The sequence below is a fragment of the Nostoc sp. genome, from assembly GCF_036917135.1.
Lineage (GTDB): Bacteria > Cyanobacteriota > Cyanobacteriia > Cyanobacteriales > Nostocaceae > Nostoc.
Window position 1 is genome coordinate 17264 of the sequence record NZ_JBALEA010000003.1, and the last position, 22622, is coordinate 39885.

At 42.7% G+C, this 22622-nt stretch carries 19 protein-coding genes; 12 read left to right on the forward strand and 7 right to left on the reverse strand.

All coding sequences use genetic code 11. The features are described 5' to 3' along the window. Positions 1 to 84: 84 nt before the first annotated feature. The 4 genes from V7K50_RS00745 (at position 85) to V7K50_RS00760 (ending at position 4063) form a co-directional block, all read left to right on the forward strand. Positions 85 to 1155 (forward strand): ATP-binding protein, encoded by a 1071-nt coding sequence (locus tag V7K50_RS00745; protein WP_334956309.1) that lies wholly within the window; start codon positions 85 to 87, stop codon positions 1153 to 1155. A 14-nt stretch (positions 1156 to 1169) separates the two neighbouring features. Further along, on the forward strand, positions 1170 to 1388 hold the full coding sequence (locus V7K50_RS00750; protein WP_094352538.1) for a hypothetical protein: 219 nt from the start codon (positions 1170 to 1172) through the stop codon (positions 1386 to 1388). After that, positions 1385 to 1777, forward strand: a complete 393-nt coding sequence (locus tag V7K50_RS00755; protein ID WP_334956311.1) for a type II toxin-antitoxin system VapC family toxin — start codon at positions 1385 to 1387, stop codon at positions 1775 to 1777. Before V7K50_RS00750 ends, V7K50_RS00755 begins: the two co-directional genes overlap by 4 nt. Positions 1778 to 2032: 255 nt before the next feature. Next, positions 2033 to 4063, forward strand: coding sequence for an AAA family ATPase (locus tag V7K50_RS00760; RefSeq protein ID WP_334956313.1), 2031 nt, complete (start codon positions 2033 to 2035; stop codon positions 4061 to 4063). Between the two features lie 32 nt (positions 4064 to 4095). Here V7K50_RS00760 and V7K50_RS00765 read toward each other — a convergent pair whose 3' ends face one another. Then, positions 4096 to 4413 (reverse strand): hypothetical protein, encoded by a 318-nt coding sequence (locus tag V7K50_RS00765; protein WP_334956315.1) that lies wholly within the window; start codon positions 4411 to 4413, stop codon positions 4096 to 4098. Between the two features lie 463 nt (positions 4414 to 4876). On the opposite strand from V7K50_RS00765, the gene V7K50_RS00770 reads away from it, so the two are divergent. Further along, the gene (locus tag V7K50_RS00770) at positions 4877 to 5959 is read left to right on the forward strand and encodes a class I fructose-bisphosphate aldolase (protein ID WP_334956317.1); all 1083 of its coding nucleotides are present in this window, start codon (positions 4877 to 4879) and stop codon (positions 5957 to 5959) included. 244 nt (positions 5960 to 6203) lie between these two features. On the opposite strand, the gene V7K50_RS00775 is transcribed toward V7K50_RS00770, so the two are convergent. Beyond that, positions 6204 to 6872, reverse strand: a complete 669-nt coding sequence (locus V7K50_RS00775; RefSeq protein ID WP_334956319.1) for a ribonuclease T2 family protein — start codon at positions 6870 to 6872, stop codon at positions 6204 to 6206. A gap of 193 nt (positions 6873 to 7065) precedes the next feature. Here V7K50_RS00775 and V7K50_RS00780 point away from each other — a divergent pair, with 193 nt between their 5' ends. Next, positions 7066 to 8232, forward strand: a complete 1167-nt coding sequence (locus tag V7K50_RS00780; RefSeq protein WP_334956321.1) for a pyridoxal phosphate-dependent aminotransferase — start codon at positions 7066 to 7068, stop codon at positions 8230 to 8232. Between the two features lie 283 nt (positions 8233 to 8515). After that, the gene (locus tag V7K50_RS00785; RefSeq protein WP_334956323.1) at positions 8516 to 9685 is read left to right on the forward strand and encodes a tetratricopeptide repeat protein; all 1170 of its coding nucleotides are present in this window, start codon (positions 8516 to 8518) and stop codon (positions 9683 to 9685) included. Positions 9686 to 10003: 318 nt separating this feature from the next. Here V7K50_RS00785 and V7K50_RS00790 read toward each other — a convergent pair whose 3' ends face one another. After that, complete coding sequence (locus V7K50_RS00790) at positions 10004 to 10510, reverse strand: pentapeptide repeat-containing protein (protein ID WP_334956393.1); 507 nt, start codon at positions 10508 to 10510, stop codon at positions 10004 to 10006. 130 nt (positions 10511 to 10640) lie between these two features. Then, positions 10641 to 12161 carry an LCP family protein gene (locus V7K50_RS00795; protein WP_334956325.1) on the reverse strand — a complete coding sequence of 507 codons (1521 nt, stop codon included), beginning with the start codon at positions 12159 to 12161 and terminating at the stop codon, positions 10641 to 10643. A gap of 115 nt (positions 12162 to 12276) precedes the next feature. On the opposite strand from V7K50_RS00795, the gene V7K50_RS00800 reads away from it, so the two are divergent. The 4 genes from V7K50_RS00800 to V7K50_RS00815 all read left to right on the forward strand — a co-directional run bounded on the left by V7K50_RS00800 (position 12277) and on the right by V7K50_RS00815 (position 17377). Continuing rightward, positions 12277 to 13341 carry a mannose-1-phosphate guanylyltransferase gene (locus tag V7K50_RS00800; protein WP_334956326.1) on the forward strand — a complete coding sequence of 355 codons (1065 nt, stop codon included), beginning with the start codon at positions 12277 to 12279 and terminating at the stop codon, positions 13339 to 13341. A gap of 171 nt (positions 13342 to 13512) precedes the next feature. Next, the gene (locus tag V7K50_RS00805; RefSeq protein WP_334956327.1) at positions 13513 to 15159 is read left to right on the forward strand and encodes an ABC1 kinase family protein; all 1647 of its coding nucleotides are present in this window, start codon (positions 13513 to 13515) and stop codon (positions 15157 to 15159) included. Positions 15160 to 15405: 246 nt separating this feature from the next. Then, positions 15406 to 16386 (forward strand): ABC transporter ATP-binding protein, encoded by a 981-nt coding sequence (locus V7K50_RS00810; RefSeq protein ID WP_334956329.1) that lies wholly within the window; start codon positions 15406 to 15408, stop codon positions 16384 to 16386. Positions 16387 to 16588: 202 nt separating this feature from the next. Next, on the forward strand, positions 16589 to 17377 hold the full coding sequence (locus V7K50_RS00815; protein WP_334956331.1) for an ABC transporter permease: 789 nt from the start codon (positions 16589 to 16591) through the stop codon (positions 17375 to 17377). Positions 17378 to 17618: 241 nt separating this feature from the next. On the opposite strand, the gene V7K50_RS00820 is transcribed toward V7K50_RS00815, so the two are convergent. The 3 genes from V7K50_RS00820 to V7K50_RS00830 form a co-directional block, all read right to left on the reverse strand. After that, complete coding sequence (locus tag V7K50_RS00820; protein ID WP_334956333.1) at positions 17619 to 19340, reverse strand: serine/threonine-protein kinase; 1722 nt, start codon at positions 19338 to 19340, stop codon at positions 17619 to 17621. Positions 19341 to 19673: 333 nt separating this feature from the next. Continuing rightward, entirely contained in the window at positions 19674 to 20510 is an 837-nt protein-coding gene (locus V7K50_RS00825; RefSeq protein ID WP_334956395.1) for an alpha/beta fold hydrolase, read from the reverse strand. Between the two features lie 180 nt (positions 20511 to 20690). Then, positions 20691 to 20891, reverse strand: a complete 201-nt coding sequence (locus V7K50_RS00830) for a hypothetical protein (RefSeq protein ID WP_334956335.1) — start codon at positions 20889 to 20891, stop codon at positions 20691 to 20693. Between the two features lie 102 nt (positions 20892 to 20993). On the opposite strand from V7K50_RS00830, the gene V7K50_RS00835 reads away from it, so the two are divergent. Continuing rightward, on the forward strand, positions 20994 to 22526 hold the full coding sequence (locus V7K50_RS00835; RefSeq protein ID WP_334956337.1) for a SagB/ThcOx family dehydrogenase: 1533 nt from the start codon (positions 20994 to 20996) through the stop codon (positions 22524 to 22526). Positions 22527 to 22622: the final 96 nt, after the last annotated feature.

Here is a 22622-nt window from a genome sequence, read left to right on the forward strand (position 1 = left end):
GAGGTTGTTTGAAAAGTTTTTTTATACGCCTAACCCTTGGAGATCCCCCTAAATCCCCCTTTTTAAGGGGGACTTTGATTCCGGTTGGCGCGATCGCTCCGAGTAGCCCCAGAGTATATTGAAAAAGTAAAGTCAGCTCCTCAACGTCATGGCTATCCCAGCCAGCAGTCCTTAGCTACTGAGATGGTGCTTTCTCTTTCCACAGTCAAAAACTTTCTCACTGGTAAACCTGTTGACTATCTAAATTTTGTAGAACTTAGCCGTAAGTTAGGTTTTAACTCCCAAGAAATTGCTTACAAAGAACTTGAGCCAACTAACGCCGAAGCATCACCCTTCATCACAGGCGCACCCATCACCCAGCCGCGTTACTTTTTTGGAGGCGAAAAAGAATTAAAACGCCTTTTCAACTTACTCAAACACCATCCTCTACAAAACTCCGCCATTATCGGCAAAAAGCGTAGCGGTAAAACATCCCTGCTGCACTACTTAAAAAATATCACCACCACCCCAGCAGAACAGCTGCGTCCTTGTCAAAAATCTGACTGGCTACCGCATCCAGAAAATTACTGTTGGATTTTTGTAGACTTGCAAGACGCACGAATGCAAAGCCGAGAAGGACTACTAAAGTACATCCTAGAATCACTCAAGATGCAAGTGCCGACACCTTGCGATTTAGATAATTTCATGAATGTAGTCAGCGATAATTTGCATTCTCCCACAGTCATCTTATTGGATGAGATTAGTGTTGGATTGGAACGCTGTCCAGAATTAGATGATGGCTTTTGGGAATGTTTGCGGTCTTTAGCGACTAACCACACAGGAGGGAATCTAGCATTTGTCTTGGCTACCCCCGAATCACCGATGGAAATGGCGCGAAACACAGGACACAGTTCACCCTTTTTCAATATTTTCGGCTACACCGCATATCTGGGAGCATTGACTGAGAAAGATGCGCGAGAATTGATAGCGAGTTCGCCCATTCCGTTCGCTGATGAAGATGTAGAGTGGATTTTGACACAAAGTTGCTGCTGGCCACTGTTGTTACAAATTCTGTGTAGAGAAAGATTATTTAACTTAGAAGAAGGGGAGGATGATAATTGGCGTGAGGAAGGTTTACTACAAATGAAACCGTTTGCTGATTTATTAGATTCATAACTAGCGGAGTAACTATGAAAGCACACCGAATTGAAACAAAATTAACTAAAAACGGAACCTTGATTCTTGAGGATTTACCGTTTCAGGCTGGCGAAGCAGTAGAAATCATTGTTTTAGAACGTTTTCCCCAACCTTCAGAATCTAATCCTTATCCTTTACGGGGAACAGTTATTCACTATGATGATCCCTTTGAGCCTGCTGTACCTATAGAGGATTGGGAAGTCTTGCAATGATCATCTTAGATACTCATATTTGGATTTGGTGGGTAGATAATAATGAACGACTAAACCAGAGATATCGAGATTGGATTGAAGAATATCAATCTCAAGGATTAGGAGTCAGCATTATTTCTTGTTGGGAAGTCGCCAAACTGGTTGAGAATCGCAAACTTGCTTTTTCAATTTCAGTTGAGGAGTGGTTAGCAGCAGCTTTAGCTTATCCAGGAGTGCAGCTACTCGAACTGACAATTCCAATTATCGTTGAATCAACCAAACTCACAGGTTTTCACAGAGATCCATCTGACCAAATCATTGTAGCTACTGCCAGAATTTACAACTCTCCTTTACTAACTGTTGACGCCAAAATTCTGGCATATCCTGGGGTGCAAACTCTCAAAAACTGAAAGAAAAGTTGGCGTTGCTGAATTAACCGATGAATTGTTCTTTGCGTCTTTGCATGAAGCTCTTTAATATCCTGATTCAGCAAAGCCGAGTATTAAATAGGAGTGCGCGATGTGCGACTTATTCTTGAAACCCCTCTCCAAACCTCTCCCCGAAGCGGGGAGAGGCTTTAAGTCTTGCTCCCCTTCCCTCGTAGGGAAGGGGCTGGGGGTTAGGTTTGAGAGAAACTTGCACACCGCGTTAGGAGTGCAAAAACGTTGACCTCACCACAACTTCCCCGCAACGCCTACACCAATGCACCCCAGCAGCACCCCAACTTAATACTGGGTAGTTTGCAACTGGTGTTTTGGCTATTCTTCCGTCCCACCGCTTGGCGTAACCACCTTGAGCGCATTGACCTTAATCTAGAATCAAACTCTTCTCTGAGTATCTTGTTAAGACAGGGGCGATGGCGAAACCTTGCTTTGTGGAGATTTTTCATCCAAGCATACTTTATATTACCTATCCTGGCTAACTTCCTGCTGGGCTTAGTGTTGTGGGTGTTGGGTGAACCAATCGCAAATATAGCTTTTTGCGTGGGATTAGGTGTGGTGGTAGGTGTGGTAATAGCCGTGAGGTTCAGCATGGTGAGAAGCGTAGGAATAACTACTAATTCTTGGTGGACTGTTCTAGTCTTTCCATTTTTCACTGTTTGGAATTATCTACTTTATAGATTAGACAAAATACGTAATGCTAAAAGCCCTTGTTTATTTCGCTACCACTCTGCTTTCTGGAATGAGTTGCAGTATTTACACCTGCGTGGCTTGGATAAATACCTCCTTTTTGTCATTGAACATAACACAGTTGAAGGAGAATTAGCCTTAGGATACTTGAGTATTACTCCCCAAAATTGGGCGGTTCAAGCTGCTCAAATTGAACTAGATTTACGCAGTTTAGAAGGCTGTAAGAATATGAAAGATATTCGTCAGGTTAATCGCAATCTAATATTTGGTGAAAGCCTTATTAGCCAGTTTTTAGACGATGCATTTAATCATACTGGTATTCACAATCAGCGCATAGCTCTTAGGGTTTTTGTAGAGCATTTGGATGAATACTTGCCGAGCTTTGGTGAACAATATGATTTTCGTTTTCGTTCAATTGCCAAAAGTTGGCGTGAGATAATACTCAACTATGTAGAAGAATTAGCTAAAATTACTGAACTCCGCCAAGAAATTGACTCGCCTTACATCATCGGTGTACCCCTCACAGAGGAGCAAAAAATTTTCACAGGGCGTGATGACATTGGCTTACGCATTGAGCAACTACTGCGCGATCGCCGTCGTCCACCTCTGCTACTATACGGTCAGCGACGCATGGGTAAAACTTCTCTCCTCAATAACATCGGAAAGTTACTACCTAGTAATATCATCCCCATGTTTGTAGACTTGCAAGGCGCACCTTCATCAGCTAGTGACCATACAGGTTTCCTCTACAACCTGGCTAGAGAGATGGAGAAGTCAGCGAAAAAGCAAGGTTTAACTCTACCGTCCCTAGCCCGCGAAGTGTTACAATCTGACCCCTTCACCTATTTTTATGAATGGCTAGATAAAGTAGAACAGGCTCTAGAACAAAATACCGTTTTACTAGCCCTAGATGAATTTGAGGTCTTAGACAACGCCATATCTAAAGGTCGCTTTGATGAACAGGATGTTTTAGGAATGCTGCGTCACCTTATCCAACATCGTCCCCGGTTCAAGGTGTTACTGGCTGGCTCCCATACTATCGAAGAATATCAGCGCTGGGCTAGTTATCTCATTAATGTCCAAGTAGTGCATATCTCCTACCTCAAAGAAGCGGAAGCACGAAAATTAATTGAACGTCCCGTCAAAGATTTTACTCTCCGCTATGAACCTAACGCGGTTGAAAGAGTGCTACAACTCACCCGTTGTCACCCATTCTTAGTACAACTACTCTGTGCGGAAATTATCGTCCTCAAAAACGAGCAAGACCCCTCTATTCGGCGATTGGCAACTTTAGCGGATGTGGAAGCAGCAATACCAGAAGCTTTGCAAAGTGGGGGCTTTTTCTTTGCTGACATTCAAAACAACCAAATAGACGCGAATGGACAAGCTATTCTACGTTTTATCGCCGCTCAAGGGGAAGGGGCTATAGTTAGCCGCCAAACTCTGTTGCAACAGTTCCCCGATGCTGATATTACTTTCAATTTGCTGTTGCAACGGGAGTTAATTGAGGAAGTTGACGACGGCTATGGCTTCCAGGTGGAGTTGATTCGCCGGTGGTTTGTTTGAATCATGTCCGGTAAATTAACTGTAGATATTTACTATTTGCGCTGGCGTAATTGCTCTACTATATAGTCTTCTAGTTCTTGTTTTTCTCTGTTACTAGCATTTCGTTGATAAGTTCTTCCGGTTTCTTGAATAAACCTACGTTTCTCGCTTGGAGAAGATTTGAGTTTACCTCCAGTCGCTTGCAGTTTTACCTGTAATTCTTCCCAAGTCTTTTCACCCACACTTTCACCTAGTTTGACAAGTGCCTTTGGGAGTAACATTTTTGCCTCTCTTTGAAAATCTTCTTCTGTCTCAAGGGAAGCTAAATCTATATTGCTGAAGTCGATACAGCGCTTCCCGCTATTATGCAATACAGTTTTCTCCTTGCCCCTCTTTTAGCATAGCTTTCAGCTTTGAGGATGTACCTCATAGCTGCCGTAAGTGCTGTATCGATTTGAAAGTTACTCATATAATTGTATTTATTCTGTTCAAAATTATTACCACAATTGGGGAAAGCTGGGTTTTCAATTTTCAGCTATGATCTGAAGATAGTATGATTGTACTGTTTGATGTTGGTAACTGAAGTTGAAAACATTAATTCCGAAAGTTGATTGAATCCTTCCGGTAGTATAGCCTTACTTAATCATTGACAACAAGATTCCCGACTTCTTAAAATAAGTGGGAAATCTCAGCCTTTTGGTTTTCATTTCTAAAAGAAGATTGCTATATATTCAAAAAGAATACACATCATTAATGACCCTACAACCAGGTTAGCAGTGTTAAAAATGCTATCTTAAAAGCAAGGTCATTTGCTCAATTTTTGAGGATAATAGTATGACTACAACACTTAAAGAGCCTAACTCTATTGAGTCATTGCTAGGTAAAGAGGCAGAAGACTTACTTACCTACAAAGCAAAAGTTTCTCGTGATTTATTACATTTACCTGGGTCAGACTTTGTAGATCGAATCTGGCTCAACAGCGATCGCAATCCTCAAGTATTGCGTAATCTCCAGTTACTTTATTCTACAGGTCGTCTGGCAAACACTGGCTATCTCTCGATTTTACCAGTAGACCAAGGGATTGAACACTCAGCAGGTGCGTCTTTTGCGCCCAATCCGATTTACTTCGATCCAGAAAATATTCTCAAGCTAGCGATCGCCGCAGGTTGCAATGCGGTTGCTACTACTTTGGGAACATTAGGTATCGTATCACGGAAATATGCCCATAAAATTCCCTTTATTGCCAAAATCAATCACAACGAATTGCTGACTTTCCCCAATCAATTTGACCAGGTATTGTTTGCTGATGTGGAACAAGCTTGGAATTTAGGGGCGGCGGCGGTAGGTGCGACAATTTACTTTGGTTCAGAGCAGTCTACCAGACAAATTCAGGAAATTAGCAAAGCTTTTAAACGCGCCCATGAACTCGGTTTGGCAACTATTCTCTGGTGCTATCTGCGGAACAACGCTTTTAAACAAGATAAAGATTACCACCTTGCTGCTGACCTTACTGGACAAGCAAATCATTTGGGTGTAACCATTGAAGCCGACATAATCAAACAAAAGTTACCTGAGAATAACAATGGTTATGGTGCAGTTGCCAAAGCTACTGGTAAGAGTTATGGCAAAACCGATGAGCGGGTTTACACAGAATTGACAACTGATCACCCAATTGATTTAACTCGTTACCAAGTACTAAATTGCTACTCTGGGCGTGTGGGGTTGATTAATTCTGGTGGCGCGACTGGTAAAAATGACTTCGCCCAAGCAGTTCGCACTGCTGTAATCAACAAACGCGCTGGTGGTTCAGGATTAATTTCTGGGCGAAAGACCTTCCAACGTCCCTTTGAGGAAGGTGTGAAGCTATTTCACACCATTCAAGATGTTTATTTGTCCCCGGATGTGACGATAGCTTAGGGAATGGGGAGTTAGAAGACGCGATGAATCGCGTCTGTACAAAAGTTAGAAGTAGAGACGCGATGAATCGCGTCTCTACAGGAGTTTGGAGTTAATAACCCATGCCCAATACTTCGGCTACGCTCAGTACAAGTGCCCAATACAACTCTTGGAGAGGCTGCGCCAACGACTTCTCTACGAGACGCTACGCGAACGCGGTAGTTGAGCGTAGTCGAAACTCAGTACAAGTGCCCCATGCCCATTTTTATCTAACGTTTCTCAGTAAGAAATTTGGTTGACCACAACTTTTTTGCGATCGCTTCAAAATCTCGGCGCTACAAATACCAGGTTCACCGTTTTTGGAATAACAAAAGAAGACTTCTTGCAAAAATCTTCCTGAACCAGAACAAAAAGGTGCTACGCCATCAGCAGTAATTTGATTATTCGCACTCACAAATGATTTTTTAAAATCTGTAATTGTGGTACGCAAAGGTTTTTCAGGACGATTATAAGCTGCGGGAATAGCGATCGCGTCTTTTAACTTTTTACTCAATGCCAAGTATTCCGCAGGAGTTCTACCCGAACAAGTACCATGTTTTTCCCATTCATGATCGTAAAGTTTATTACTAGGATACAAATTGGGAAACTGCCGCTTTACTTCCGACGGTAATTTTTGTGTAGAACAATTAGCAGGATAACCAGCTTGGTATTGTGGCCACAAACCATGTAGTACAAAACCAAGTCTCCTTCCAGAACCACACTGCTGCGGGTCACGAGTGCCATTTGCTGCACAATAATCTGGCGACCAAGATAGTGTTAGTACATAAAAGTCAAATTTACCGGGAGTACCGCGATTTTGAGCAATGGCAGCATTAGGTATAAAAAGAGCAGTAATTAACAGATAAGACGCAATGAGAAGTTTCTTAATCTGCATATAAACACTGGCCTTACTTTAAAACTAAGTTTATACAAGATACATTGTTAAGAGTCAAGGTTCAGAAATTCTTTCCCAATCCCCAGTCCCCAATCCTCATTCCCTATTCCCCAACGAATTCAGAAAAAGCAAATCTTGGTAGAGATTCTGGGATATCCTTAGATAAGTGAAAGATTTGCCAAAAATAGTAAGAATGAAGCTGGCAGCAAGAGTAAGTCAGGTAACACCTTCATTAACCTTAGCGATCGCAGCCAAGGCTAAGGCACTGAAGGCAGAGGGAATAGATGTTTGTAGTTTTAGCGCTGGAGAACCAGATTTTGATACCCCAGGGCATATTAAAGCCGCAGCAGTAAAAGCTTTGGAAGAAGGCAAAACCAAGTATGGTGCCGCCGCCGGAGAACCAAAGTTAAGGGAAGCGATCGCCCACAAGCTTAAAATTGATAACGGTCTTGATTACAAGTCAGAAAATGTGATCGTCACCAATGGTGGTAAGCATTCTCTGTATAACTTAATCGTGGCGTTGATCGATCCAGGTGATGAGGTAATTATCCCTGCACCCTACTGGTTAAGTTATCCCGAAATGGTGACTTTGGTCGGTGGAGTTTCGGTAATTGTCCCTACAGATGCAACGACGGGTTATAAAATTACTCCCGAACAACTGCGTAAAGCAATCACGCCGAAGACAAAGTTATTTATCCTCAACTCTCCATCTAATCCCACAGGGATGGTTTACACGCCAGATGAAATCAAAGCACTGGCAAAGGTAGTAGTTGATGCAGATATCTTTGTCGTCTCTGATGAGATTTATGAAAAAATTCTCTACGACGGTGCAGAACATATCAGCATCGGTTCTCTTGGGAAGGAAATTTTTGACCGAACTTTGATTAGTAATGGGTTTGCGAAGGCTTATTCCATGACTGGGTGGAGACTTGGTTATTTAGCAGGGCCTGTGGAAATCATTAAAGCAGCAAGTACCATCCAAGGGCATAGTACATCTAACGTGTGTACCTTTGCCCAATATGGTGCGATCGCAGCGCTACAAAGTTCTCAAGATTGTGTCGAAGAAATGCGTCAAGCTTTCGCCAAACGCCGCCAGGTAATGTTAGACAGACTCAACGCCATTCCCGGATTGAGTACCGCCAAACCAGATGGCGCTTTTTATCTGTTCCCTGATATCAGCAAAACCGGTCTAAAATCACTAGAATTTTGTGACGCTTTGCTAGAAAAATATCAAGTCGCAGTCATTCCCGGAATTGCTTTTGGCGCTGATGACAACATTCGTCTTTCCTACGCCACAGATATGGCGACAATTGAAAAGGGAATGGATAGATTAGAGAAATTTGTCAAATCGCGTATTTAGTTATAGCGGTTCTCAATTGCATGGAATACAGACCTAACCCCCAGCCTTTTCCCTACTAGCGTTGGGGGGTAAGATTCAAAGCCTCTCTCCTTAAAGGAAGTAAGGAATGGAAGTGAGGTCAAAGTGTATTACACCCAAACGAGAAGCGCTATAGTTGTTATAGAATTTACCAACTGTCCAACTTCTTAACTCCACCTTTTCGACTCGAACGGGTGGAGTTCTCAATTCTTGTCTCCCTGCTTCCCCCACTCCCCATTTTTAAATTATGAGTTTGAGTCTGTGCATGATTGTAAAAAACGAAGCAGCAACACTGCCTAAATGCCTGAACAGTGTCAGAAAAGTGGTGGATGAAATGGTAGTGTTGGATACAGGCTCAATCGATCGCACTCCTAATATTGCCCAACAACTTGGTGCAAAAGTCCATCATTTTAAATGGTGTAATGACTTCAGTGCTGCCCGCAATGCAGCTCTAAAATATGTGACTGGTGATTGGATTTTAGTATTAGATGCTGATGAAATTCTAACTCAGGGAATTGTACCACAGTTACGAGAGGCGATCGCAAGAGATGAATATCTGCTAATCAACCTCGTCCGCCAGGAAGTCGGTGCAGAACAATCCCCCTATTCTCTGGTTTCCAGACTATTCCGCAATCATCCAGATATTCATTTTGACCGTCCTTACCATGCCTTAGTAGATGATAGTGTGTCAGCAATTTTAACCAAAGAACCCCATTGGCAAGTAGGTTATTTACCAGGGGTGGCACTTTTACACACAGGATATCAAAAAAGTGCGATCGCTCAAAATAACAAATATGCTAAAGCTGCAACAGCGATGTCAGGATTTCTGGCGACTCATCCTAATGACCCTTATGTTTGCAGTAAATTAGGAGCATTGTATGTGGAAACTGGGAAAATTACCGAAGGTATGGAGTTGCTCAGACATGGAATCACCGTTGCTGAAGAAAACTACGATATTTTATATGAACTCCATTATCATTTAGGCATTGCCTACAGTCGGTTACAAAAATACCCACAGGCTATTGCTCATTATCAAGCTGCCATCAAATTGCCAATTTATCCCATGCTCAAATTAGGAGCATATAACAACTTGGGTAACTTACTCAAAGCAGCAGGAGATTTCAACGGTGCGAAAACTGCTTACGCCACAACTTTGAAAATTGACCCGAATTTTGTTTATGGGCATTATAACTTGGCGATGACCTTTAAAGCTTTGGGTTTATTTCTAGATGCGATCGCATCTTATCAAAATGCGATCGCGTTAAATCCCAACTATGCCGAAGCTTATCAAAATTTAGGGGTAGTGTTACTCAAAGTTGGCAATCACCAAGATAGTTTAACAGCTTTTAAAAAAGCGATCGTTCTTCATGGAAGATATAATCCCGAAGAAGCGAAGAGACTACGCCAAGGCTTGCGCGAGATGGAGTTGATGTAGATGTGAGGGCCGGGCAAACGGGCTTGTAGTAAGCATTCTGGTAGGTGTTGGCGAGTTTCGACTTCGCTCAACTCTCGATCTCTCAGTTGGTTGAGCGAAGTCGAAACCAACGGCGGGGGTATATTTATTCCTGTAAATCGCCTATAACTGTTATCTGTGTTATGGTAGAGCCTTTATTTGATAAAATTCGATGTAGGCGTTAGTCTGTAGTGACGGTATTCTGTCTGAGTGTGAAAGTTATAGGTTATTAATACTAAAAGCATTTAACCTAATCACCATATTTTATATCTCTTTTTTTCTGCTCAACGCTGAGACTTTTCACTTACAACCCAAACTATCTCGCGTTGACACACCCGTAACCGGATTTGTCCCATCAGCCCTTTTACACAATAGCGATACTTGATAACGGTCAATCAAAGCGTCTGTAAAATCAGCACCAGTAACTTCGGCATCGTAAAAGCGGCTACTCGTCAAAGTGGCTTCCGTAAAAATGGCATTTTTCAGGTTAGCACTATCCATAGTTACGCGATCGACTAAAGCGCCACTCAAGTTTGCACCTTCCAAATTTGCCTTTAATAAAACTCCCTTAGTCAGAATTGCGTTGCTTAAATTCGCACCTTGGAAATTTGTCCCCCGCATTTCTGCTGCTACAAAAGTCACACCCGCCAAATCAGCATGAGAAAAATCACGGTTTTCTAAATTTATATTGTTGTAATTGATTGTGTTGACTTGAGCAAAAGCCGGCTTGGGATTAAGTATTATCCACAAAAATGCTAGTGTCAAAATCACAATCAAACCAAAAAACCGGAGTAAAATCTTTTTCATAACTTTATTTTTTTTCTGTAGTCCTAGAAGTTCTAAGCGCCGGAAGCCGACGTTCAGAACTTCTCTCTTTGTCATTAACCAATGACCAATACTTCGACTACGCTCAGTACAAGTGACTAATGACTAATGACTATTTCCAATCTTTACCAATGCGGATTGTCAGATCAGATTCTAAATCACCAGTCGCCGACACCTCGATTTGACCCAAGCCTAAGACTTTTTGCAAATCAACTCCAACTCGGCGATCGCCTTTTTCGACAACAATCTGAGTTTGGCGTTGGGTATCTGGCCAATCAGGCACTTTGTAAATATTAGTAAAGCCTTTCTGTTTCAGATAAGCAATAACTTTTTCAGTTAGCTGAGGTTGATTGGAGGCATTTTGAATAGCAATTTTGAGGTTAGGAACCTGACGCATATCTGGCTTCAGACCAGGTACATTTACCCCAACATAATCATTCAACAGGCTCTGTTGTCCAGTCATATTCAGCCAATAGCTATCAGGGTCTTTGCTAAAACGGCTAAAAGTACCAGGCAACACGGTCATTTGGAAATTATCTCGATCTAAGTTGAGGCCGAAGTTTACCAACGCCATCATTTCTTCCATCTTCAGGTTGGTATCAAAGTATTTTCGCATCAAGCGAGTTAGTTGAGGCAACCTGGGTAAAACGGTGGGACTATTGAGGCGTTGCAGCAGGGCTGCGATCAGAGCTTGCTGACGCTGCACTCTTGACAAATCTCCCAAACCTGGTTCGCGGAATCGGACAAACTGTTCTGCTTGTTCGCCGTTGAGGGTTTGCCAGCCACTAACTAAATTAACCGATAGCCGACTGCTGGAGTCTTTATATTCCATTGATTGGGGAACAAAGACTTCTACTCCGCCTAATTGATCGACTAACTGGCGTAAGCCACTGGTAGAAATACGGATGTAGCGATCGATTGGGGCGTTGTTTAAGGTACGACTGACTACCCGTGCTGCCAAGACTGGGCCGCCTTTGGCATTGGCATCAGATACCTTAGTTAATCCCTTTTCTCCCTTTTCGGGGATGGCGATCATCGTATCTCTGGGAATGGAAAGCACCCTTGCAGATTTTTCAGTCGGGTCGAGCCGTACTAGCTGCATCGAGTCGCTTTTGCCAGCAAAGCTTTCTGGTGAGCCATCAACAGTACCATTGACTGGTTCAATCCCCATGATTAAAATATTCATCGGTCGTGAAAGCTGGTACTGGGAGAGTTTGCTCCATAATTCCCCTGGTAGTGGAATTTTTGGCTCGTCTTTACCAGCAGTTCCTAAATCTTCATCTGTTCGATCTAGATTGCTCCACAAAGGAGTCCACAGCGCTAATGTTGACACCAGCAGCCCAGATAAGATAACGCCGATGACAATCGTTGTGATCCACAGCAACCATTGAGGCATGGTTAAGCCCAGTCTCTCAGAAAGCCGATTGGGAATCGCGCCCACAGATTCGACGACGCTACGGTTTGGATTCGCTGGCTGGTTTAGTTCTACATTCTCCTCCTCAGAATCGGCTACTGGTGCAGGTGTTACTTGATTTTCCGTTCGTTGAAGTTGCGGTGATCGCACTTCATTTTCAAACTCTACTACTTGTTGAGATGTAACCGGATTTTCCGACCATTCGATTTGTTTTATCACAATTATTTCCCCACTCAACCACTCCCTAAAAGTATGTTAATCCAAGCTACAAATATTGCCAGTGGAAAAGCTCACTGTAAACTTGTAATGTTCTTCGGTAAGCGTGTATGACAACATGAATACTTTATTGTTCCCCGTAATCCTTGCTGGTGGTAAAGGTGAACGTTTTTGGCCCCTGAGTCGCAAAGACCGACCCAAGCAATTTTTAAGTCTTGATGGTAGCTCTAGAAGTCTATTACAAGCAACCGCCGATCGCTTACTAGCACTCGGAGGCAGTTGGAACACCTTGTGGGTGATCACTTCTAGTCAGATAGCTGAAGGGGTAAGACAACAATTACCTGATCTACCAGTTGAAAACTTACTGATTGAGTCGGAAGGAAGAGACACTGCCGCAGCCGTTGCTTGGACAAGTTTAGAAATCAAACGGCGCTATGGAGAAGACGCTGTTATTGGCTTTTTCCCTGCTGACCACTGGATTGCTGACCAAGAGGCGTTTGCACACACATTAAGGGCGGCTACGCAACTGGCAACAAGCACAGCAGCGATCGTTACACTGGGGATCAAGCCTACTTTTCCATCAACCGGTTACGGCTACATTGAACAAGGTGAAAAGATAGGTAGCTTTAATGAGTTGCCAGCTTATCACGTCAACCGCTTTACTGAAAAGCCCAACCGCGAAACGGCAGAAACTTTTTTATCTACGGGACGTTTTAGCTGGAATAGTGGAATGTTCGTTTTTCGGGCAGGGGTTGTTCTTAAAGAACTACATACCCATGCGCCAGAAATTATCGAACCTTTAGAACAACATGGCCCTGATATCTATCCCCAGTTGCCTAAGAAGAGTATAGACTATGCGCTAATGGAAAAGACAACTCTAGCATACGTTTTGCCAGTTGATTTTGGTTGGGATGATTTAGGAGATTGGAATGCCATCGAACGCTTACTGAAGACAGAAGAAACTCCCAATGTAGAACTCGCTACCCATGTAGGGCTGGACACCCAAGGGGCGATTATTTATGCCTCAAATCCAGAGGATGTAGTTGTTACTATTGGTTTAGAGGACGTGGTGATTGTGCGCGATCGCAATGTCACCCTGATTGTTAAAAAAGAACGTACCCAGGAAATCAAGCAGATCCTCAAAATTCTCCAAAGCGATTCCCGATTTACCAACCTGCTATAAAAGTTAAACCCCTTGGCAGAGGCTAAAAAGCCTGTTTTCCCATTATAACTTGACTTTGGCCATGGGGCATGGGGCATTGGGCATTGGAAAAATTCTTTCCATCTCCCCCATCTCCCTCATCTCCCTCATCTCCCCCATCTCCCTCATCTCCCCCACTCCCCACTCCCCAAAATGTTCCTGACCCAAACTGTTCCCCGTCAACGAGAAATCCTTGAAGTCTTCCTTCGCAATGGCTGGGACTATATGCGAAGGTTACTTACTGGTGGCAAAGCTGATGAACCCCAGCTACCGACACCTGCGGTTTTAAAAAATATCCTGGTGGACTTGGGTCCAGTTTACGTTAAACTTGGTCAGCTACTCTCCACCCGCCCAGATTTACTCAGCGCCGCCTACATTGAGGAATTGTCAACACTTCAAGATGAAGTACCAGCAGTTCCTTGGTCAGAGATCGAAATAATCCTCCGCAAAGAATTAAAACGTCCATTAACAGAAACCTTTAAAACAGTTAACCCGATTCCCGTAGCAGCCGGATCAATTGCCCAGACCCATCGCGCTACACTAGCAGACGGTCGAGAAGTAGCTCTGAAAGTGCAACGTCCGGGAATTGATCTGACTATTGCCCAAGATATTGCTTTAATTCAAGGTATTGCCGATTTAGTGGCACGGACTGAGTTTGGGCAAACCTACGAAATCAAATCTACCGCCGAAGAATTTACTAAAGCCTTAGAAGCCGAGTTAGATTTTACCCGAGAAGCGGGTTTTACAGACCAATTGCGGCGTAACTTATCTAAAAGTCGTTGGTTTGATCCCACACAAATAGTAGTTGCGGAAATTAACTGGGAATTGACCACAGAAAAGTTATTGGTGATGGAATGGCTGGATGGGGTGCCGTTCTTATCGGCGGATTTGGATAGTAACACCAACGGTAAAGACCCTGCTGTACTGCGTAAAGAAATAACTACTTTGTTATTTCGGGTATTTTTCCAACAACTATATATTGATGGCTTTTTTCACGCTGATCCTCATCCAGGGAACTTGTTTTATCTCAAAGATGGTCGTGTTGCCCTCTTAGATTGTGGCATGGTGGGAAGACTTGATCCCCGCACACAGCAGATTTTAACAGAAATGTTGTTAGCGATCGTTGATTTAGATGCTCAAAGGTGCGCTCAGTTAACCTTACAGCTATCAGATTCTGCTCAACCAGTAATTTTATCACGGTTAGAAAATGATTACGATCGGATGTTGCGGAAATATCACAACGTCAGCCTCACGCAAATCAACTTCAGTCAGATAATTTATGAAGTTTTACAAGTTGCCCGCAACAATAAAATTAGGTTGCCCAGCAATATGGGTTTGTATGCCAAAACCCTAGCAAATTTAGAGGGTGTAGCGCGGACATTTAACCCGGATCTGAACTTTTTTGATGAAGTTAAACCATTAATTACAGACTTGTTTCGTCGGCAATTACTGGGCGATAATCCGGTGCGATCGCTCCTGAGAACAGCTTTGGATCTGAAAAGTCTGTCTCTCCAATCTCCCCGCCAAATCGAACTGTTATTAGACCGAGTTACCTCAGAAACCTTACAGTGGAATCTATCACTGCGGGGGTTAGATGGTGTGCGCCGCACTATGGACGATGCCGCTAACCGACTATCTTTTAGCATTTTAGTGGGTTCGCTGATTATGGGTGCAGCAATTATTTCCACTAGAGCGCAGACAACTCAGCTATCTTTTTTAAGCACCATCCTGTTTGCAGTCGCTAGTTTATTGGGTTTGTGGTTAATTATCAGTACACTGCGATCGGGACGTTTACGGTAAAACCATTTTAGATTTTGAATTTTGGATTGAAGAAAAAATCTAAAATTGAATGACTGCTCCTGTAAACAGCGCTAAACGCCAATGATTTATGTGTTTTTACCTGTGTAAGTAGGCGTGAATAATTAAAGGTTTTTAGTAAGGGCTTCAGTTCTTACTAAAAAACTATTTAGTTAATTTTATATTACGTAAAATAGTTTGATTTATTCTTGCCCACTTACTTACATCTGTGCTTCTAATATAAAAAATATGTCAATCATCATTGCTGAAAACCTAAGTAAATCTTATCCAGTAGCAGTTAAAAATCCGGGAATTAAAGGTACAATCACCCACTTTTTTCGCCGCACCTACCGCTCAATTCAAGCAGTTCAGGATGTTTCCTTTGAAATTGCCCCTGGTGAAATAGTGGGGTTTTTAGGCCCCAATGGTGCTGGAAAAACCACCACACTCAAAATGCTCACCGGGCTGATTCATCCCTCTAGCGGTAAAGTCAGAGTAGCTGGACAAGTTCCGTTTCAGCGTAAAGAAGCATTTTTGCAAAAAATTACCTTGGTAATGGGGCAAAAGCAGCAGCTACTTTGGGACTTACCAGCACTCGATTCTTTGAAAATTAATGCTGCTGTCTATAACATCTCAGATAAAGAGTTCCAGAGGCGGGTAGGAGAATTAACAGAGATGCTTTCCTTAGAAGGCAAACTTACCCAACCAGTGCGGAAACTGTCTTTGGGTGAACGGATGAAGGCAGAATTGTTAGCAGCACTTTTGCATCATCCCCATGTATTGTTCCTAGATGAACCAACCCTGGGATTGGATGTAAATGCTCAAGCCGCAGTGCGCGAATTCTTGCGCGAGTACAATCAGCGTTATCAGGCTACAGTACTGTTGACGAGTCATTACATGGCTGACATCACAGCTTTGTGTCAACGGGTGCTATTGATTCACCAGGGAAGGCTGATGTATGACGGTAGCTTAGATGGACTACTGAAACGTTTTGCTCCTTACCGAGAAGTCTATATAGAGTTAGCCCAACCTCTACCAATAGAAAAACTTATGACCTATGGTGACGTGAAACTCTTAGAAGGGCGAGCAGTGCGTTTTATGGTACAGCGAGAGGCACTCACCCGCACCGTCTCTCAGATTTTGGCAGATTTGGAGGTAATTGATTTAACTGTCACCGAACCGCCTGTGGAAGAAGTAATTGGACGAGTTTTTCAGGCAGGGGTTGTGTAGTAAGCTAAAAAACATTTAATTTGCATAAGCGAATTAACCCTTCGGCTTCGCTCAGGGTAAAGTATAACTCTTGTGGGGTGGGCATCCTGCCCGCCCAGTATATGCAAGTTTATTTGTGGAACAGCTTAGAGACGCGATTAATCGCATCTGTACAAGAGTGGAGAATTCTGGGTAATTAATTTTTGTAGCGAGAACTGAATAAATGAAGCGGATGATTAGAAAAGCCTTAACTTTGCTGTCAGTATACTACGCCTATATGGTTGAGTATCGGGCAGAATTAATCTTATGGGTTTTAGCTGGGTCTTTGCCGATTATTCTTATGGGCGCCTGGATACAGGCGGCACAAGGAGGACAGTTTGGGCTATCACCTGTAGATTTTGCCCGTTACTTCATCACGGTTTTTATTGTCAGACAACTCACAATTGTTTGGGTAATTTGGGACTTTGAAAGGGAGGTCGTGGAAGGCAAGCTTTCACCCAAGTTACTACAACCGCTCGACCCAGTATGGCATCACGTTGCGGGGCATATTTCTGAAAGATTTGCTCGTTTAAGCTTTGCTTTTCTATTAGTGGGATTATTTTTTATTCTCTATCCCCAAGCTTTTTGGATACCAAGTTGGGATAGATTTTTGCTCTTTACATTGGCGGTGGGGCTAGCTTTTGCTTTGCGGTTTACCATTCAGTACACCTTTGCCATGTTTGCTTTTTGGACAGAGCGGGCTAGCGCGTTAGAAAATTTCTGGTTGTTATTTTATCTATTTTTATCTGGTTTGATAGCACCTTTAGAGGTTTTTCCAGAAGCCGTGCGGAAAATAGTTATGTTTACGCCTTTTCCCTATTTAATTGACTTTCCCGCGAGTCTTTTGGTAGGGCTACCCGTCGATATAGGAAGAGGATTTTGGTCAATTCTAGGTTGGATATTAGTATTTTTGGGTGTGAATCGCTTTCTTTGGCGTGCAGGTTTGAAGCGGTATTCTGGGATGGGAGCATGAGTAATTTATATAATTTGCCGTAATTTATCTAGAGTATTCACACTTTTAATTCCCTGCTGAATTGCTTTTAATCTATCATTATCGAATTGCTAGCTGATTTAAGAGAATTCATTGGCTTCTAATATTTCGACATCTTCTTATCGTTTCTATTCATAGTATGGGAGTTGATTGAGGAAGCTTTACCTTTGGGAAAATACACCCTATATAAAACCTGAAAACCAGTGAAATAAAATAAATTGTATTACAAGTTGCTCGGTATTGTCTTAAACTTCTGTACCGATCCTAAAGAATAATCTTCTAGTTTAAAATCAGCAAAAGGCTTTTTTTCTAACCTATCCCGTAGCGCCTCATCGATAATCACACCTGATGATTCTCTTTTAACACCAATAATTATAATACTTCTCTGATATGTAGTTACATCCTGATTTGCCTGACAATCACTGCGCTGAAATTGACCCAAATTTAATAAGCGATAATTTTTGACGCTTGGTGTATTAATAAATAATTTTTTCACTAAAAGTTGTATTTGTTGAGAACGTTCTAGAGCCAGACGTTCTTCAACTGCTGTATCACCTTTACAAGAAGCTGTGCCTAAAGAGATAATCTCACTAGGCGCTTCCATTATATTCTCTATACTTTCTTGTTCTAAGCTCAATTTTAAAAGGTCAATACTAATAATTCCATCATTATCTTTAATTTGAAAATTGCTGCCTAAAAGCCATTTATATCTTAGTGATAAAACCGCTATATTAAACTTAGCTATCCTTCCCTGATTATCCCTACCTTCTTGATAGGAGAAATAATCGATTCCGCCTTTTTTCACGGGATATTGTTTGTAATTTGAAATTCCAGAAACTTCTGATTTTTGCGCTGTCAAAGCCAGGATGCTAAATAATCCTAAAGCCAGTAGTAGTGCTGCAAAAAATGCCAATAGGGGCACTTTTTCTGGTTGCTTATGTGTAGATAATAAATTATTAGTAATAGGCGTAGTTAAATGTTCACTTTGAGATAATTCTGGCGGATTAGGATCTTTATGATTGATTCCTCTAAGTTGAGCTGCAATTTCTTCTAGGTAATTCAAAATCTCCTGGGTATTGGCAGGGCGTTTTTCTATATCTGATGCTGTTAGCCAATCAATGAAATTTAACAGCAAGGGTGAAATATCAATAGCATTATTTTGCCAGTGCAGCAAATTTTGCTGGACATCATACATTTCCAAAGGATGGTATCCCGTTAACAAAAATATAAAGGTGCGTCCCAAAGCAAATAAATCTGATTGCGGTGCTGCTTGACCATTCATTTGTTCTGGGGCGCTGTAGCCAGATGACATAAGTGCTGTCATCTTGTCGCCGTTGCTGAGTTGGTTTTGGTAAGTTTTAGTAATTTCACTGGCGGTGCCAAAATCAATCAGTACTAGCTTCCCCAAACCATTCTCAATGGGGGATCTAATCATGATGTTAGATGGCTTAATATCTCGATGTAGATACTTGTTACCATGCACTACATCCAAAATTTCTATCAACTGTCTTAACCAGTCTATGGCTTGTTCTTGAGATATGGGGCGATTCTGCTGTTTTAACCACTCTTCTAAGTTATAGCCCTCGATTTTTTCCATTGCAATGCAATGCAAAACTAAACCATTTCGGGTTTGATACTGGAAGTAACTATCCTCTTTGGGAATGCCGGGATGCTTGAGTTGTCCTAACACGGTTACTTCTTGCTGAAATAGTTCTACTGCTTTGGTGTCGCCTGATAAATCCTCTTTGAGTATTTTGAGGATTTTGGGGGTATCTTGTTCGTATGCCTCATAAACTTTACTAAAACCTGTTTTTTCACTCAACAGGCACGCCACCCGATAACGCCCTAGCAATTCCAGATGGGAACCACAACTTTGACAAAAGCGATTTTGATGATTATTCGGGTGATTTGGTTTAGGGCAAACGGGATTGATACAAAGGCTCATGAATGGTGAGTGGGGAGTAGGGGGTGGGGAATGGGGGAGTGGGGGAGATTAACAATTCAAAATTCAAAATTCAAAATTAAAGACATTTCAGACGAAGAGGAGTGCGGTCTTGGAATCTCCCCAAGAGGAGCAACTCCGGGGGATTTAAACCCCGATGGTTCCTGAGCGTAGCCGTTGGCGCAGCCTCTCGTAGAGAAGGACTGAAATGGGAGCTACATCTAGATTGCAGGTTCTTAAACCCTTTAATTTACGATAACCAATGCCCAATGCCCAATACCCCTATTAATTCTTCTCTTGCTGTATGATAATCCCGTGTAATAATCATGAGATTTTTTATCTGTGTTCTACCAAGAAACCTGCTACAGTTTGGTTAAATGCCTCTGGTTGTGTCAAAAACGGCCAATGATTGCCGGGAACTTGGCAGATACGTAAGTTTTTCAGATGGGTTTTGTATGGTTGGATTTGCCAATCTTGGCGATTCAGTCCTTGTTTTGGCTGGACGAATAGGGCAGGGGTGTCAAGAGGAATTGTAAAACCAGGCACTTGCATTACTGCTTCAAAAATCCCGTCGCGGGCGGCTATGGTAAATTTGCTGCCCCAACTGCCATCGGGTTTTTGTTCTATTCCTGCTTGGAAGACTTGCTGTTGTAAGGAAGTCCATCCTTGATATTGCTTTAATTGCCGTGCTTGTTGTTCGGCTTCTTCATGACTGGCAAAGGGACCCATGCTTTTGAGAAAAGGCAAGAAGCGATACAACATCGGGAAAGTTAATCTGAGAAGACTGGGCATTTTCCAGATGAAAATCGGATCGACAAGAATTATACTCCGTAAACGCTTTGGGTTTTGTCTTGCCCAGATAGCGGCTAATTTGCCTGTCCATGAGTGACTTACAATATGGGCAAAAGTCCATCCCAGATGATCCATGAGTGCTTCAAGGTCTGCGATCGCACTCTCAAAGCTATAATCTATCTCTGGCTTACTACTTTGGCCATGTCCGCGCATATCTGGCGCAACTATGTGGTAGTCTGCCGCCAAGTAATCTCCTAAACTAGACCATACCAAAGCATGGTCGCCTAAACCATGTAACAGCAGTAAAGGTTCTTTACCTTGGTTCCACTCTAAATAAGAAAGTTGGATATCAGGCTTTGATAAAGTTTGACGTACAGGCATCATTGCACATCCAGCCGTAGATAGTTTTGCGTTTATATGGTACTGCGGAAGATGGGGATTGGGGACTGGGGACTTGGGACTGGGGATTGGGGACTGGGGACTGGGGATTGGTAACAATTGGACTGGGGACTGGGGACTGGGAGACAAGGGACTGGGGACTGGGAGACAAAAGAGAATTAACTAATGCCCAATGCCCAATGCCCCATGCCCAATACCCAATGCCCAATACCCAATGCCCCATGCCCAATGCCCCATGCCCAATGCCCCATGCCCAATACCCCATGCCCAATCCTTAATCCCCAATCCCCAATCCCCAATCCCCAATCCCCAATCCCCAATCCCCAATCCCCAATCCCCAATCCCCAGTCCAATTGTTACCAATTACCACTTTATGACTCTGAGGATTGTACCAATTGACACGAAATAATGAGGCTAATGAATGCCAAGATCAAAAAAAGATGCCCCAAGGATATTGAAAGTACTATGCCAGAATTACACCAATCAATTGCCCAGCATTATCACGAACGGACTAAATACAATCCTGAGACTCTCGCCTCCAAAAGTCAACGGTTAGATTGGACTAAACAGCCAGTGCCTTTTAAAGAGTACAAAATTGGCTCTAGTTTTGATCTCAAACCCTATATCCAAGAAAAACCAGAGGCTTATGCTAATAACCCAGATGCTCAATGGTGGCAAAGACTCTCGCGGCTGTTGTTTCGCAGCTATGGATTGACGGCAAAAATGCCTTCTATGGGTAGTGCGGTGTATTTACGCGCTGCTCCCAGTGCTGGCGGATTATACCCGGCTGAGGTGTATGTGGTTTCCCGTGGCACGTCGTTATTGCCGCCCGGACTGTATAACTACCAGTGTCGGACTCATTCTCTCATCCATTATTGGGAAAGTGATGTTTGGCAAACTCTGCAAGCAGCTTGTTTCTGGCATCCTTCTTTAGAGAATACCCAATTGGCAATTATTGTGACTGCGGTATTCTATCGTTCTGCGTGGCGCTATGAAGATCGGGCTTACCGTCGAATTTTTCTGGATACGGGACACCTGTTGGGCAATATCGAATTGGCTGGTGCGATTACTGACTATCGCCCTCACTTAATTGGCGGCTTTGTGGATGAATCGGTTAACGATCTGCTTTATGTCGATCCTACACAAGAAGGTGCGATCGCTGTCTTACCTCTGGCAGACTTGTTAGATGTTAATCAAAATTTGCCATTGGGATGTACTGCTTTACCTTCCGCTACCGAAACTAGTTATCCTCAAATCCCTGATGGCGAACTACTGACATATTTCCATCAACACACCCAAATCCAACCAGGTATAACTGGCAATCTCAATTTACCAACTATTAAACAAGAAAAATCTTTGGAGGATAAATACAATTTTCCTTTCTGTTTAAAAATTCCCACCAACACTGCACCTATAGACTGGGGAAAAAAGCTGTCAGAACTAGAAATCACTATGTACAAGCGACGCTCTACCCGCGCTTACAATGGTGATGAATTAACTTTCGATGAATTGAAAAGTTTACTCGATTTTACTTACCAACCGCGAAATTACATCGACCAAAGTTTAGATATTTCTCCAGATTACTTTGATCTGAATTTAATCGAAACATTCATTGCTGTTTGCGGAGTCCAAGGATTAGAGGCGGGTTGTTACTATTACGCACCTAAAGCCCAAGAATTACGCCAAATTCGGTTTAAAAACTTTCGCCGAGAGTTACATTTTCTCTGTTTGGGACAAGAATTAGGGCGGGATGCGGCTGCGGTGTTATTTCATACAGCCGATCTGAAAGCTGCGATCGCCCAATATGGCGATCGCGTTTACCGTTACTTACATCTGGATGCCGGTCATTTGGGACAGCGCTTGAATCTAGCCGCAATGCATCTAAATGTAGGCGTTAGCGGTATCGGTGGATTCTTTGATGATCAAGTAAATGAAGTTTTAGGCATTCCTGCTGATGAAGCTGTTTTATATATCACTACATTGGGACGACCAAGATGAAAATAATCCCAGAGGCGCGGAGAATGCAGAGAGTTTATTTCTGTGTCCTTTACGTCTCTGTACAAGTGATCTTTGCTTAGTGTAAACTATCAGACA